Consider the following 15,161-nt stretch of genomic DNA (forward strand, 5'->3'; position numbering starts at 1 on the left):
GGGTATTATTAGAGGCAATCTACATCAATGGTTACATCAGCCCCTTTTAATGTTTTATCGGTCAGAATATCCGTCACTTTTTCGAGGATAAAAGTCTTTGCGGCCTTAAAATTAACTTTTTCGCGCTCGAGTTTTATAAGAATGTCAAACAAAAACCGATTTCGGATGCGTTCGACCAGCGGCGGCTGCGGTCCTAGCACCCGGTCTTCCCCCATTTTTTCCATTAAAAGATGGGTAAGTTTTTCGGCTCCCTGACGCGCCACACTTTGCTCCAAATGCCTGACAGTCAATTTTATAAGCCTCGTAAACGGCGGATATTTGAATTGCTCTCGCTCCACAATTTCTTCGGCGTACATTCCTTCGTAATCGTTCGCAATAATTTTTTGTAAAATCTTTTGATTTGTGTTTCCCGTCTGAATTAATACCCTCCCTTTGCGGTCTGCCCGGCGCCCAGCCCGGCCGCTCACCTGCGTTATCAACTGAAACGCCCTTTCGGTTGAGCGTAAATCAGGAAAGTGAATCATCCGGTCGGCATCAAAAACGCCCACCATACTTACATTCTCAAAGTCAAGTCCTTTACTAATCATTTGGGTCCCCACCAAAATATCTACGTTGCCCTGCTCAATGTCTTCAATCATTTCTTTGTAGGCATTTTTGGCACGGGTCGTATCCAAGTCCATCCGGGCGACACGGGCCGTAGGGAAGAAAATTTTGAGTTGATCTTCCAGCTTTTCGGTCCCGAATCCTACGGTGCGCACTTTGGTAGAACCGCAACTAGGGCAAAATTTCGGCACTTCTTCTTTATGCCCACAATAATGACACCGAAGCTCGGCGTCTTTTTGGTGATATGTCAAACTTACGGCGCAATTTTCACATTCGCCAATCCACCCACATTCTTCGCATTGTAGATAAGAAGAATACCCCCGACGATTTTGAAAGATGATGCTCTGTTCGTTTCGGGCCAGCGTTTCGCGCAGTTCCTCCACCAAAACCGACGAAAATTCATATTTCATCTTTTTTGTTTTGCGCTCTTGCTTAGTATCAATCAGCACAAATTCGGGCATACTGGCCTTACCGAAGCGCTCGGTCAATTTCACCAAACCGTAGCGGCCATTCAAGGCCTGATAATACGATTCCAAGGCGGGCGTGGCCGAACCCAACAGCACTTTGGCCTGCTGGTGTTGCGCGGCCACAATCGACACATCGCGGGCATGATAACGCGGTGCAGGGTCATATTGTTTGTAGGAACTTTCGTGCTCTTCGTCGACGATGATTAGCCCGAGAGCGTCAAAGGGTAGAAAAATAGCCGAACGCACGCCCACCACCAACTGAAACTGCCCCGAGACGACTCCTTTCCAGACTTCTACGCGCTCGTTGTCGGAAAATTTGGAGTGGTAAATGCCCAGTTTATCGCCGAAAACTTTTTTCAGGCGAACCACAATCTGGGTCGTAAGGGCGATTTCGGGCAGTAAAAACAGCACCTGTGAGCCGCTTTCCAGTACTTGCTGGGCGAGGTGAATGTACACTTCGGTTTTGCCGCTCCCCGTCACTCCGTGGAGCAATACCGTATCTTTTTCCTGAAATAGATTAATAATCTCGTCAAATGCGCGTTGTTGCGCCGTGGTCAGTTTAATATTAACGCCTGCCGTAAAATCTGGCTTTACCTCCGCAAATCGCGATACGGTCACTTCAAATTCTTCAAAAACACCTTTCTTTATCAGCGTACTCAATGCCGAATCGGAGATTTCTTCATTTTGGGTAAAAAAACTCTTTTCTAAGCCCGTACGATTGGCATACGGGTCATTTTGGATTGGCACTTGACTCATATAACGCATCACAACTTCCTGTTGCTTAGGCGTTTTGTCGAGTTGACCAATCAAATCCATCAGGTTTTCACGGGTTTCGTACCGCCCCGTCAGTTTAACTTTTTTCTGAATTTTGGGCTTATATTTTTCACGTACTTCTTCGTACAGAATAACGGCCCGCTTGCCAATCAACGATTTGATGATGTGGTTGATATTCTGATCACCCACCCGCTTTCCTACTTCTTCGTAGGTGAGGGATTGGTATTTTTTTATCTCTTCCAAAAGGCCGGCTTCCTCTTCGGTCAACAGGTCAAAATACTCAAAATCGGGATTGTACTGAATTTTGGATTGGCTCGTAATCTTCAGTCCAGACGGAAGAGCTACGTTGAGCACCTCCCCTACGCTGCACAAATAATAATCGGCAATCCAGTTAAAAAGGGCGATTTGGTAAGGAGTTACCAAGGGCTCATCATCCAGTAGTTCACCAATGTATTTGGCCTGATAACGCGACGGCGGGGTGGTATGAATATGGGCCACAACACCCGTTACAACACGGTTTTTGCCAAAAGGAACAACTACTCTAGCCCCGTTTTTGATGGCAGCGTTGAAAACTCTCGGAACGCGATACGTAAACAATTGTCTCACCGGAACCGGCAAGATTAAATCCGCAAACAGCGTAACTTCTTCTAAGCCAAAATCGTCATTTTCTGCAGTTAGCACTCTATTTTAAAGCCAAAGTTGAAAGCGCAAGATAATGCTTTCGTTAGATATTTTTAAGCATGATAGGATATTTGACATAAGCCAACATGCCAAATAATTCATCTTTGCTAAGTTGGTAATACTCAACAAAAACATGAATCAAATTATATTTCAACTTAATTTGAATTTACAAAACCACGCAGTGACCTGCAATGGTAGATGGTTCATTCATCTACCCAATTTCTACTATATTTCTGGATAGCTTCTTCCTTTTTAAGTACCCAATTGAAGCCAAAGCTTTTATGTGATTTTCGACGTGTTTTGCTAAAAGCACTTTTATCCCAGAATACACAAACCAGTCGCAACAAAAGGTAAAAATATATACCTTATAGAGCAAACCCTCTCTTTTTCAATGGTTTAAAAACACGACAATAGCCTCGTAAATCAGCAAAAACAAATGCTTTGGCATCATATTTGTTAAAGTCGCTCTCCTGCCTTTGACTTTGACCAATTTTGTAAAACAACATTTCGTAGATAAAAATTAAAATTATTCCACATAGTTTTTCACAACACTTCCTCTACCCCATCCCTATCCCTTTAAGCTCATTTACAACCCCTTTCTCTTTCACTACCCCCACTCTCTTACCTATTTCCAGTAAATTCAATTTACAATGGCAGGGTATTTGAAATTAAATTAATATGACAAATATAAAGATCTACTTTTAGCTTTTTTGTTTAATAAAACCAAAAAATAGACATGCAGTTTTTAACCCAAAATGGCCAAACACCCTTTAAATACAACCTTTTAAAGTATACCCAACATACTTTAAAAGGAAACAAAATTTCATAAACATCTATTTGTCAAGCATTTATCTTGTTTAAATAATATACCTATTTGGTTTGAATGAATCATTTAACATTTACCTACATCATGAGCATATTGTCTACATGGGTTTGTTATACACCCCGTGCTTTTCGAACCCTCTTAGTTATCAGTTTATTAATTATGACTTATAGCTTGGATTGTCGAGCTCAAGTGAGCGGTACAGTCTTCTATGATTTTGACGCAAATGGCCTCCAAACACTCGTATCTCCTACCGAAGCTGGAGTAGCCTCCGTGGGGGTACGAATCTTTGTCAATAATAACAATCAGCCCTTGGTTACACAAACCGACACAGCTGGTCATTATGCTTTTACGAGCCAACAGGTACCTATCGGCTCCGCTGTCAGGGTAGAGTTTTTTAATCTACCCGAGACATTTTCCGTTAGTTCAACTGGCCCTCAAAAAGGCACTGAAGTCCAATTTGTGCAAGCCCCTGCATCCGATGTCAACCTTGGTATTTTCAACAATGATGAGTTTTGTGGTATCGTCAGTGAGGTTTCGGTCGTTACGGCCTGCTACTCCATGGGCGATCCTCTCAAAAATGGCAGCGCTAGCGATGACCCCGCCCTGGTACTGTTTGGTTACGATGCTGATGGTGAAGGAGGAGCGCCGTCGGGGCCGCCTATGGAAAAACTGACCAATGCTGACAAAATCGGAGCAACTTGGATTTCGGCCTATCAGCGCTCATCCAACTCTCTACTCTTAGGGGCCATCACCCGTCGTCACGTAGGCCTCGGCCCGCTGGGTACAGGCGGTTTCTATTCCATTGATCTCAAAAACCGCGTCGTCTCTAATTTTATTGATGTTAAAACTATCGGTATTGATACTGGCCCTGCCCCTCACATTGACCCCACTACGGGACTCAATATACTCCCTGCCGACAAACTAGCCCGCAGCCGCGACTCACTTGCGTTTCATGTAGCAGCGAAAGTAGGTATGGGGGGGGCTCAACTATCTGTTTATCAGGACACTTTATTTTTGATTAATTTATACGATAGAAAACTATACAGTTTTTCAGTGCAGAAACCGCTAAAAGCTCCCGCCAACATGGCAGAAGCACAAACCAGGTCTTTTCAAATCCCGAACCCCGGCTGTTCAAACAATGAATTTGCACCCTGGGCACTTAAATACTACCGTGGTAAGCTCTATGTAGGAGTGGTATGTACGGCCGAAACCTCGCAAAAGAAAAGCGATTTGAAGGCAGCTATCTATGAGTTTGACCCCAAAAGCACCGCTTTTAAAAGTATCTTTGAATTTGGGCTTGACTACCCTCGTGGACCCATTGATAGTACGCCAGGATGCGACACCATCAACGGATGGCAGCCTTGGACCAACGTTTTTCCCAAACAATGCAACTATCCAGCGGGGAGTGCAGATCCTGTTTCGGCATTTGCCATTTATCCACAGCCAATTTTATCCGATATAGAATTTGATGATGATGGTGCGTTACTTATTGGATTTATGGACCGGCTTGGCTTACAAACAGGACAAAATCAACCTGGTATTGCGGTGGATGACACCTTGAATTATTATGGGTTTATGAGCGGCGACTTAATCAGAGCTCAGTATAATACCGACGGCACATACACTTTAGAAAACAACGGAAAGTCTGGTAATTTACAAGGTTACAGCGTCAACACCAATTCAGGTCCCGGCGGGGGGGAATTTTTCGGTGCAGATTACTGGCTCAATAGCAGTAACGAAGTAGGACACCAAGAAATTACCAACGGAGCAATGCTCAAAATAGCGGGCATACCAGAAGTATTGACTTCAGCCATGGACCCTATACATGGGGTGTATTTGTCTACTGGTTTTATTGCCTTCGACACCAAAACGGGCAAACGAAACCGGAGTTTCTCTGTTTATTCACTCAACCCTGGCACATTGGGCAAATCTGGTGGCGTAGGTGACTTAGCGAGAATTTGTGAGCCCGCTCCGCTCGAAATCGGGAACAAAGTGTGGTTTGATGCCAACAAAGATGGCATACAGACTCCCAATGAAGTGCCGCTTGACAATATTATTATCACCCTCCACGACATGCAAAATGGCGGGACTGAAGTAGCCCGCGATACCACAGCCAACGGCGGACATTATTATTTTAATGACACAAACGTAATGGGTGGATTGAAACGAAAACATGCCTACGAAATTCGGATTGACCTGAATCAGAAAATTCCAACTTCGGTACTGGACACCCTTCACGCCAATGACGGGCTTCAGGGACAAACCGTCAAACTGATTGATACCTTAACGATTTCGCCACTACGGGTAACGGGAGATAGCCAAAATTTCCTTCGTGATTCTGATGCTGAACTCAACAATGATTCAACCCAAATAGTAGTAAAAGTAACGACAGGCGATGACTCCCAAAACAACTACACTTTTGATATTGGAATGACAATTGAAGAAAAAATTGATCTGGAAATCAAAAAACGCGTTATCGGAAATTGTGTACATGAAGTAGGCGATGAAGTTACGTTTGAAATAGTGGTTCGAAATGCCGCTATGACTTCAGCGGCCATTGCCGATAGTGTGATGATTGTAGATACCCTGGTTAGCAATCTAAGCTTTGTCAATTTCAGCGCAAGCAAAGGAACCTACAACCCATCAACACACATCTGGGGACCGTTCTCAATGCAGCCTGGTGAGTCGGACACCTTGACCATAACGGCCAAAATCAATACAACTAACAGCTTCAAAGGTGGTTTTTTGAGCAATCAGGCCGAAGTTATCAAGGCCATAGGAATCGATGTAGATTCTGAGCCCAATAACTCTGATAAGACCGAAGATGATTATGCCATTGCCTACGTAAGTGTACCAATACCCATTTGTACATCCCGCAAAGACACCCTGATTATAAAGGCCCCTGACGGCTTTGCGTCTTATCAATGGTTTAAAGATGGGGTCGAAATCACAGGAGCCACTGCCCAAACTTTATCAGTACATGAACCTGGAAACTACACTGTTAAAGTCGAGTCGGGCCAATGTCCAACCAACAACTGCTGCCCGATTGTAGTTAGAGAATACTGCGAATGTCCCGAAAACACATGTGTTCCGATTGTTTTGAAAATAATAAAAGCATCGCAAAGTACTTCTCCCTAACTAAATCAAAAGCGAAGCGAGACTTATACACTACATAAGTCTCGCTTCGCTTTTACTTATTCTTGATAAACGTTACTCAAAAACCAATTTGACCGATTTCAATCACAGGAGTAGATTCAAAATCCAGCATGGCATTAATCAACCGAAGGTGGGTAAATGCAACCAAGTCCTCTACCCGAATTTTTTGTTCAACAATCACCCCTTCTCGTAGCAACTGAGCCCGTTTTGTTCCTTTTAGCAATGGCTTATCGGGAGTAGCCCATTGGCTGCCATCCCAAAACACCACGTTGGCATAAGAGGTATCGGTAATTAGTCCTTCCTTAACTATCAATATCTCATCTGCTTTCCCACGTTTTTCAAAATTTTGTTGAAGAGCCACTCGGTTTTGAAATTTAAACCCATATTCAATCGCATCATCAACCACCACCAGCAGGCTTTTAATCACGCGGGGCTGGTAAGCCTCAAATTCAATTTTTTCAATCTCACGGCCGTACGTTACCCGGCATTTATAAAGACCTTGGGTTGCCTCTTCCGGAACATCAATCAACTTATTCAAATCCCACTCTTTCGTAGCGCCAAAACACGCTAATCGTGTACTATTAAGCCGTTCGTTATGATACAAAAGGTTTGACAATTGTCCATCGGCCAGACGAATTGTTTCAATACATAGGGGTAAATTCATGGGCTAGGGGTAAATAAACTTTGTCAATCACTTCGCGGTATTCTGACTGCGCTTCGCTACGGGCGGTAAGGCCGCCGCCGCTTTTAAAAACCAATCGATCATTTATCTTTTCAATAAATCGAATCAAGACACCACTGTCTAGGTTCTCACCGTCAAAAACACCGGCAACTCCCGTATAATAGCCTCGTTCATAGCCTTCTGCCTCCTGAATTATTTCAAGCGTACGAGGTTTGGGCGCGCCGCTGATAGAGCCAGCGGGTAACAATTTAAACAACCAATCACCCAAGGTTTCGCGCCAATTATCGGGCATTGTTCCCGCAATTTCGGAGCTTACCTGCAACAATGTTTTTTGGTTAGTCTCAATTTTATCGATAAACCGATAGCGCTCTACCCATACTTTTTGGGCCACCATGCTCAGGTCATTACGAATCAAATCCACAATCGTAGCGTGCTCGGCGGCTTCTTTTACATCCGCCAATATCCGTTCTTGGGCCAAAGGCAAGTCAGCATCAATGGTGCCTTTCATCGGAAAAGACGCCACTCGATTGCCTCGAACTTGCACAAAAATTTCGGGTGAAAAACACACAAATTTATCACGCCACCACAGCCGATATTTTGCTTTTGTCTGGTTAAAAATTGTCATTAAATCCAAATCAGTCGTTATCTCCGTACATACCGACAGATTTACCAAAAACGAATTACCTCGTTTTATCTGGTGAAGGACAAAATCAAATTTAGGGGAATACTGCTCAAATGAGAGTACACTTTTGTGGAATTGGGCGCGGGGTTGAGCGGCTTCCCCTTTTTTTGGGGTGTTGGTCAGGCCGTTGAATTGGTATAGCAACTCCTCGGCATTTACTTCATCCAAGCGCAAAACGACGGGTTGTTGGGCTAAAAAATCAAGGATAAACAAAAACGGGATGCGCGCACGCCCGTATTCGTTCATTTGGTGGATGGCTTCTGGTGGGGGGAGAATTGGTATCATTTCGCCATAAAATTCATAACTTTCGTCAGCTTGTTCATGTTTACAAAGAAATTTTAACCGTTTTGATACATCAAAAATTCCAGTCAAGAATACTCTTTACGTTATTACAAACCCTTTTGCTGGGGTATATGCTTACGCAAAGGGCTTTTTCTCAGCAAAAACGGTTGAGTATTTTGCCATTTCCAGCGGTGTATTATTCGCCCGAAACGCGTTGGGCCTACGGCGCGGCCTTGACCGCTACGTTTCGTTTCAAAAATGATTCCCTCCGAGCTCGTCCTTCGCAAATGAGTTTGGGCATTGTGTTTACCCAAGAGAAACAATCGCTTTACTATTTACCGTTCCAGTTGTTTCTCAAAAATGCAGGATATTATTTCAACGGCGAACTGGGATTTTATAAGTACAACTATTATTACTTCGGCATTGGCAATCAATCCGTGCCGAAGGAGCTTTTCGGGGTTGATTTTCCCCGCGTTAGGCTTAATTTTTTCAAAAAAATCTATCCTCATTTGTACATGGGCGTTCGGTATCAATACGAAGATTATCGCATCACTCAAACCATTCCTAACGGCGAATTTGCCAATGAGCGCGTTCCGGGTACGCCGCGCAGTATTACTTCGGGAGCGGGACTAGGACTATTTTACGACACACGGGACATTGTTTTTTTTCCGTCAAAAGGCATTACGGCCGACATTGCTTATTTCAACAATGCCCCTTTTTGGGGTGGGAATGCACTTTTTAACCGCTTGACGGGCGATTTTTCAGGCTACCAAACCTTATTTAAAAAAGTGGTTTTGGCAGGAAATCTGTTCAGTAGTTTTACGTGGGGCAACGCTCCTTTTAATATGCTGTCTGAACTCGGTGGCGGCAAACGAATGCGCGGGTATTATCAAGGCCGCCTCCGCGACGACAATGTTTTGCTGGCTCAGGGCGAAGTACGTTTCGGTATTTTCAAACGCTTCGGTGGCGTATTTTTTGGGTCAACGGCTGTGTTGGGCAACCAAAAAGACATTTTGCGGTGGCATGACCCTAAATTTGCCTACGGCACAGGAATACGTTTTACGGCTAATCGCCGCGACCACCTCAACATTCGGCTTGACTATGCCATTGGCCAAGACGGTGGCAATTTTTATTTCACCATCGGCGAAGCTTTCTGACAATGTCTAATCCACAAAATTTGCAAAGCAGCCCAAAACCAATCAGTTGAGTAAAAACAAACCCATTCAGTACAATCAACAGAAGCGTTAAGATTCTATGCGTATATCGGTCATTATACCAACGTTCAACGAAGAAAAAAACATTGCCAAACTGGTAAAATACCTCCGAGAAGAGGGGGGGGAAGCATTGGCCAATATCATCGTAGTCGACGGCGGTAGCGAGGATAAAACTACCGAGATGGCCAGAAAGGCAGGTGCAACCGTTGTGATTTCACCCAAAAAAGGCCGCGCGGCTCAAATGAACTACGGAGCTAGTTTTGCCACAGGCCAAATTTTGTACTTCATTCACGCTGATGCACGCCCCCCTAGCGGTTTTGTCAACGATATTCAGAGCGCCATACGCCAAGGTTATCAATCGGGCTGCTATCGTTTCCGATTTGATTCAGACAAAACACTGCTCAAACTCAACAATTATTTAACACGTTTAAACATTCTTACCGCGCGTGGCGGCGACCAAACCCTGTTTATCACTCGCCCGTTGTTTGATGAACTCTACGGTTTTGATGAATATTATGTCATCATGGAAGAATATGATTTGTTACGCCGGTTGTGGAGAAAAAATAGGGCCACGTTTAAAATCATCCCCAAAGAGGTTTGTGTATCGGCCCGCAAATACGACACCAACAGTTGGGCCCGCGTACAAGTGGCCAATCTGGTCGCCATGACCTTGTTTCGGTTGGGGGCCAAACCAGCCCGCATTGCTGCCACGTACAAAAAAATGCTTCATTACCAATAACATACACGCCAGTTGGCCCCAGCTCCCGATAAATCAATTATCGCACGGCAGAAAGGGGTTTTTATTACATTTGTCTCCTCTACAAAAAAAACCAACCTTTATGCAAAAAACTACGTACCTGCTCACCTTAGCGGGCTACCTTCTGCTAAGCTGCACGGCTTTTTCACAAGACTTTATTCCTGCTTATGACCGGTTTTCGGGCAAAGAAACATCCTACATCACCCTCGAAAACGGGACCAAACTAGAGGGCACCCTCGAAGACTTAGACCGTCGAAAAGGACTTATCGAAGAAGTGGTTATTAAAGACGCCACTGGCAAAAAAATCACGCTCAAGCCCGACCAAATCAAGTCCATGTACCTAATGCCCAGTGGACTTTCGAAACTCTCGACCAATATGGATGTGGGCACAAAAGTAAAAAAATGGGATGCACAATACATTGACAGTGAAATCATTAAAAAAGGCTACGCGTATTTTGAGAAAGCGAAGGTTGTGCTAAAAAAAGACCAAGAAATGCTGCTGATGCAGTTATTAAATCCTGGATTCAATAGCAAAATAAAGGTGTTTCATGACCCCTTTGCGGCCGAAACCATGCGCGTGGGTTTTGGTGGTATGACCATGGCCGGCGGCGACGATAAATCGTATTATGTACAGGCGGGTGACCTACCTGCCAAAAAACTCAAAAAGAAAGAATACGAGGACGAAATCAAGGTAATGTATGCAAGTTGCCCTACGTTGGTAAAGAAAATCGGCGAAAAACTCCGCTGGTCGGAGTTTGCCAAGCATGTGTATGAGTTTTCGTTTGAATGTCCGTAAAACAATGCGTAGAGACGCAATATATTGCGTCTCTACGTGGCCTCCACTATCTTTTTTCTGAGCTCACCTTCTTCTATTACTATCTGATTATCAATCTGTTGACGCCGAACAACCAACGTATCCAAAACCTGCCCAACTTGACTAAATGCCTTCTGAGCCCCCGCCAAAGAGCGGTTAATCCGTTGTTGTACAATCCAGTCGGTAATCAGATTATCAAAAAACACATCCAAAAACCCTTCAACGCCCGTCAGCTCAACGTCCAAATCAAGCGATTGCTTTATGTCCGCCAATTCACGGCGAAATTTTAATTCATAATGCCGCAATGAGCTTAGGGTTTTTCGGACGTCACCCAACCGCTGCTGCTTTACATAGCTGCTCAGCATTCCTCCACCCAACACATCCCAGGTACCCCAATTTTGGGTACTTTTGAGTTGTCTAGTCAATAATTCCAAAATCTCTCGGTACAATTTCCCTGCTTCAAATGCCTCCGAGATTTCCAATTTCTGTTTTTTCAACGCTTGCCACTGCGTATGCCGTTGTTTTAATGCCTGAGCGGCTGGGGTAGGTTCGAGCAACAAAAGGGAAAGTTTGATTTCCAATTTTGCCTCCAACATTTCTTCGGCTTCATGGATTCTTTGCATTCGGACTTTCAGGCCTTCTACCTCCGCCTCATTGAGCGCCAACGATTGCTGCGCTTCATCGTATTTCAACTGCGCCATCAGTGCCTCCCGACGTTCTTTCTCCAACTGTTGGTCTTTGTTTCCCAGTATAGAATAAAACAAACCGACCAACGAAAGGCCTTCTAGCGCCGTTATGTCGGCTCGTTCTTTCGCTAGTTGTTCTTGTAAATGAGCCAACTGAGATTTTTGATTAGCCATTTTTGCCTCCATTTCAATCAAACGCGCTTCAACCCACTGCTTTTCTGCAATTTGGGTTTGCAGGTGTTGAAGTTCTTTGTTGAGACGAGTGTATTCTTCCATCTTGGTTATTTTTTGCTCAAAATAACTCGTTTAAATCCGTTTACCACGCTAACTTTGGGGCAAACGGATTCAACCAAAGAAGAACGGTCTTTTTATCTATTCAAACCAAATGAAAACATACATCGAACAAAACAAAGATAGATTTCTGAGTGAGTTGTTTGACTTGCTGCGTATTCCATCCGTCAGTGCTGACCCCAAATTTAAAGGCGATATGCGCCGCTGCGCGGAGGCCGTGAAAGAATCCATCCTGAAAGCTGGTGCCGACTTAGCCGAAATTCACGAAACCCCGGGCCATCCGGTGGTGTATGGCGAAAAAATCATTGACCCAGCCCTGCCTACCGTCCTAATCTACGGTCACTACGACGTACAACCCGCCGACCCCTACGAACTTTGGGAAACGCCTCCTTTTGAGCCTACCATCAGAAATGAGCGCATTTATGCGCGTGGCTCCTGCGACGACAAAGGGCAATTTTATATGCACATCAAGGCCCTCGAAACCATGGTGGCTACTGGCTCGCTGACCTGCAACGTCAAAATCATGATTGAGGGCGAAGAAGAAGTAGGCTCCGACCATTTAGGAACTTTTGTACGTGAAAACAAAGAAAAACTCAAAGCAGACGTAATTCTGATTTCAGACACCAGCATCATTGCCAACGACGTGCCTTCTATCGAGGTGGGCTTGCGCGGACTTACGTATCTGGAGGTAGAAGTGACAGGTGCCAACCGCGATTTACACTCTGGAGTATATGGGGGCGCAGTAGCCAATCCCATCAACGTGCTGTGTGAAATGATTGCGTCAATGAAAGACGAAAACAACCATATCACCATTGCTGGGTTTTATGATAAAGTGCAAGAACTCAGTGCCGAAGAGCGCAGCCTGATGAACGAAGCTCCGTTTGACCTTGACGAATACAAGCGCGACTTGGCCATCGATGAGCTTGAGGGCGAGACGGGCTATACCACTATTGAACGTACGGGCATTCGTCCTACCCTCGATGTAAACGGAATCTGGGGCGGCTACACTGGCGAAGGTGCCAAAACGGTGTTGCCTTCAAAAGCCTACGCCAAAATCAGTATGCGCCTCGTTCCCGACCAAAACAACGACGAAATCCTTGATATTTTTACCAAGCATTTCTTATCAATTGCGCCCCCTTCGGTCAAAGTAGTGGTAAAACCGCATCACGGCGGACTTCCCTACGTTACCCCTGTAGATTCGGTAGAATATAAGGCTGCCGAATTGGCAATGAAAGAGGCATGGGGTGGCAAGCAGCCAGTACCCACACGCGGCGGAGGAAGCATCCCCATCGTGGCGTTGTTTGAACAGGAGCTGGGCGTAAAATCAATCCTGATGGGCTTCGGACTCGACATCGACGCCCTCCATTCTCCCAACGAAAGCTACGGACTTTTTAACTTCTACAAAGGCATCGAAACCATCCCTTTGTTTTTCAAATACTATACCGAGTTGAAAAAATAAGGTTGTTCGGCCAAACTTACCCCTGAGCGGGCTTTAAATATTTTGCCGTTTATTTTTTCATGAAAGTTAGGATTGATAGAAAAGCTAGAAAATTTATTCTGTCAATCCTGACTCCTGTTATTAGTTTAAACTCAATACATTTTACCTCTTTGAAGCAGCCCAATTTACCAACTGTTGTAAACTTTTTTACCAAACCTTCCCAAACAAATTGGATTGTTTTTTGTCTGATTACCTGTTTGATTATTGGAAGATGGCTCATTGTAAGCGAAGGCGAATACGATGAAGATGAAAGTACCTGGATTGCCTCGGCGCTCACGGTGTTGCAGTCGTCAGAAAAATGGTGGACCCTTTTCAACTACAGCGACAGCCGCCCTTTAACCGTATTACCCTTGGTGGCCGCTGGTTTGTTAGGAATAAAACAAGGGTATCTGATGGCCAAACTCATTGGTGTCTTGTTCTGGGCGGGGAGTGTCTTTTTTTTATTCAAAGCATTTTCAGTGTATATTAAGCCCAATAAAGCGTTATGGTATATTTTGCCGTTAGCCCTCTATTTCGGCACCACCTGGAACCCTGGCTTTGTCTCTTACAATTCCGAGCACTTCTGCATATTTTTATTGACGTTGGGTCTGTGGCTCTACTGTAAGTTAGAAAAGACAGGGCATCTCAATGCGTGGGAAACTTGCCTACTCGGGTTCAGTCTTGGGCTATTACCATTTGCTAAATTTCAGGCCATTCCGTTGGGGTTGGTGACGGCAGGTTTTGCGCTGGGCTTCTTCATTTACCAACGCCAATGGCGGTACGTGGCGTTATTGACCGCGGGCGGAATTTTCCCTACGCTGTTGGTCAATATTTTCTATTTTCTTCACAATGATATTAATTCATTTTGGCAAGATTATTTCTGGAATCTTTTCTTTTATTCGTATACCACCACGTTTTCAAAAGTCCCGCTCAGTGAGCGTTTCAATTTGGGTCGAGGGCTACATTTTATATTTTACAGCAAACACGTCGCTCTCTATTTTTTGGGACAATTTACCTTGATTGTCGGCGGGTTGATGAGTTTGATTATGTTTTCTCGAAAACAAACAAACACTCCTTTCCGACTGATTACTTTCGGCTTTTTGTACTTACTAGCCGCCATTTATGCCATACTGCAATCGGGCAATATGTTTATGCACTATCTACTTTTCTTGGTAGTACCGTTGCTGTTTCTGACCTTTGTCGTCGTGGAGTTTCTTTCCACTAATCCTACCTTTGGAGTACGTTGGTTACTTTTATTTGCTGGACTTCAGAGCATTGCCAATCTGCTGTCGTACCAGCATATTTATCACCGGCAGCCCGAGTCTTCCATTACAGAAGCCCTGCAAAAACACCAACAAAAAGGGGATAAATTAGTATTGTGGGGATGGGCCGACCGCTTTTTTTTAAGTACGGGTATGCCACAGGGAATCAGAACTGCTCACACCTTCAATGCCTATCTGCCAGGCCCGCACCAGCCGTATCGGCTGCAACAGGTCATCAAAGACATGGAAGATAATCGACCTGCTTTATTTGTTGATATTGCCGTTCAACATTTATCGTCACAGTGCGACACTACCTACCGCCACTATCGTTTTCCAGCATTAAAGACATATATTTCACAGCATTACCAACTGGTTCAAACCGTAGACAGCGTTCTGATTTATCGAAGACGGGCGTCAACCTCAAAGTAATGGGTATGTAAAAAATTCCTCAAAATTTTGCTACTTTGCAAACTCAACCCACCTAAGTTGAAACATATCTTTGTTTAA

10 protein-coding genes are annotated in these 15,161 nt (G+C 44.4%); 6 read left to right on the plus strand and 4 right to left on the minus strand.

The features are described from left to right. Positions 1-8 precede the first annotated feature (8 nt). A complete protein-coding gene (priA, locus tag GVN20_RS24225; protein WP_166560822.1) occupies positions 9-2,525 on the minus strand; it encodes a primosomal protein N' in 2,517 nt (838 codons plus the stop codon). Positions 2,526-3,435: 910 nt separating this feature from the next. Here priA and GVN20_RS24230 point away from each other — a divergent pair. After that, positions 3,436-6,489 (plus strand): SdrD B-like domain-containing protein, encoded by a 3,054-nt coding sequence (locus GVN20_RS24230; RefSeq protein WP_166560823.1) that lies wholly within the window; start codon positions 3,436-3,438, stop codon positions 6,487-6,489. A gap of 76 nt (positions 6,490-6,565) precedes the next feature. On the opposite strand, the gene GVN20_RS24235 is transcribed toward GVN20_RS24230, so the two are convergent. Together GVN20_RS24235 and GVN20_RS24240 are read right to left on the minus strand one after the other, a co-directional pair. Then, entirely contained in the window at positions 6,566-7,171 is a 606-nt protein-coding gene (locus tag GVN20_RS24235) for an aminotransferase class IV family protein (protein WP_166560824.1), read from the minus strand. Next, the gene (locus tag GVN20_RS24240; RefSeq protein ID WP_166560825.1) at positions 7,149-8,156 is read right to left on the minus strand and encodes an aminodeoxychorismate synthase component I; all 1,008 of its coding nucleotides are present in this window, start codon (positions 8,154-8,156) and stop codon (positions 7,149-7,151) included. The genes GVN20_RS24235 and GVN20_RS24240 overlap by 23 nt, the downstream gene beginning before the upstream one ends. Positions 8,157-8,284: 128 nt before the next feature. Between GVN20_RS24240 and GVN20_RS24245 the strand changes: the two genes are divergently transcribed. The 3 genes from GVN20_RS24245 to GVN20_RS24255 all read left to right on the plus strand — a co-directional run bounded on the left by GVN20_RS24245 (position 8,285) and on the right by GVN20_RS24255 (position 10,920). Further along, complete coding sequence (locus GVN20_RS24245; protein WP_166560826.1) at positions 8,285-9,310, plus strand: BamA/TamA family outer membrane protein; 1,026 nt, start codon at positions 8,285-8,287, stop codon at positions 9,308-9,310. Between the two features lie 97 nt (positions 9,311-9,407). After that, positions 9,408-10,106 (plus strand): TIGR04283 family arsenosugar biosynthesis glycosyltransferase, encoded by a 699-nt coding sequence (locus tag GVN20_RS24250; protein WP_166560827.1) that lies wholly within the window; start codon positions 9,408-9,410, stop codon positions 10,104-10,106. A 100-nt stretch (positions 10,107-10,206) separates the two neighbouring features. Continuing rightward, positions 10,207-10,920 carry a hypothetical protein gene (locus GVN20_RS24255; protein WP_166560828.1) on the plus strand — a complete coding sequence of 238 codons (714 nt, stop codon included), beginning with the start codon at positions 10,207-10,209 and terminating at the stop codon, positions 10,918-10,920. Between the two features lie 32 nt (positions 10,921-10,952). Here GVN20_RS24255 and GVN20_RS24260 read toward each other — a convergent pair whose 3' ends face one another. Continuing rightward, complete coding sequence (locus GVN20_RS24260; RefSeq protein WP_166560829.1) at positions 10,953-11,900, minus strand: hypothetical protein; 948 nt, start codon at positions 11,898-11,900, stop codon at positions 10,953-10,955. Positions 11,901-12,009: 109 nt separating this feature from the next. Here GVN20_RS24260 and GVN20_RS24265 point away from each other — a divergent pair, with 109 nt between their 5' ends. Next, positions 12,010-13,374, plus strand: coding sequence for a dipeptidase (locus GVN20_RS24265; protein WP_166560830.1), 1,365 nt, complete (start codon positions 12,010-12,012; stop codon positions 13,372-13,374). A gap of 236 nt (positions 13,375-13,610) precedes the next feature. Next, positions 13,611-15,083, plus strand: coding sequence for a hypothetical protein (locus tag GVN20_RS24270; RefSeq protein WP_166560831.1), 1,473 nt, complete (start codon positions 13,611-13,613; stop codon positions 15,081-15,083). Positions 15,084-15,161 lie beyond the last annotated feature (78 nt).

The sequence above is a fragment of the Runella sp. CRIBMP genome (assembly GCF_009905605.1).
In the GTDB taxonomy this organism is placed as follows: Bacteria; Bacteroidota; Bacteroidia; order Cytophagales; family Spirosomataceae; genus Runella.